Genomic DNA, 1026 nt, shown 5'->3' with positions numbered 1-1026 from the left:
AGAAGGGCGTCCAGGGCTGGCAGTACCGGACGCCGATGTGGCGTTCAATGCTGGCAGATGCCGGAGTGACCCAGAGTATGTCACGCAAAGGGAACTGCCTGGATAATGCGGTGATGGAAAACTTCTTCAGCCATCTGAAGGTGGAGATGTATCACCGTAACCGGTATGACTCAGTGAATGTGCTGATGCAGGATATAGAAGGCTATATCTGTTACTTCAATAATGAAAGGATCAGCCTCAAAACAGGTATGAGCCCGGTGGAATACCGGGCATCAAGAGAAATGTAAAAAGTGTCCAGGTTATGGGGTTCAGTACAGGAACCCGCACCCCTTCGCACCCCCTAAAACCCCCAAAAGTCTTACTTACTAAAGTAAGTATATAGCTACACCTCTCCCCGATTATATCGCTGTACAACCTGTATCAGTGTTAGTCCCGTCAGGGTTAATTGACACACGGGTAAAGTACAACCCTGTGTTCGGCACTCCAGTTAACCCTGACAGACATGACACCCGTTATCTCTGCTTTATCAAAGGCAAGGGCTATCTCTGCTGGGATGTACGATGGGATGTACGATGGGATGTACGATGGGATGTACGAAACCAACTTATCAACAGAATGCACCAACAAGGAGACACACAGTATGAAATGGAACGATTACTCCAAGCCCGGTAGCAAATTGGGCACAGGCTACCAGAACGTTTTTGACGTTAAGCCGAAGGGGACAAGCCTAAGCCCATCCGAGCGCTCCCGATTACAGACAATCGGAAAGGAACTACGCACAGCACGGGGGCAGCACCGTGCCCGACTGGTACAGGAACTTGAGGACTTATCCGATAACAAGGAATTTACAGCAGCGGATTCACGCATGATTACGGCGTATGCCAAAGCCGGGGCAATGCAAGAGCAGGATGGGTATGCACCGGGGGATGCACAGCGCATGTTGGATATGGTACGCGATGCCACCGATGAGTAGCCCCTGTACTGAACACCTGTACTGAACCCCTGTACTGAACACCTGTACTGAAC

1 protein-coding gene is annotated in these 1026 nt (G+C 50.4%); it reads left to right on the top strand.

What is annotated here, in order from left to right; translation table 11 throughout:
- On the top strand, nt 1-287 hold a 287-nt coding region (locus WC7_RS06955), incomplete at its 5' end, for an IS3 family transposase (protein WP_016152729.1).
- Nucleotides 288-1026 lie beyond the last annotated feature (739 nt).

Source organism: Citrobacter sp. KTE151 (assembly GCF_000398845.1).
GTDB lineage: Bacteria > Pseudomonadota > Gammaproteobacteria > Enterobacterales > Enterobacteriaceae > Citrobacter > Citrobacter braakii.
The sequence above is the reverse complement of the archived record's forward strand: the minus strand, read 5'-3'. Positions and strand labels throughout refer to the sequence as shown.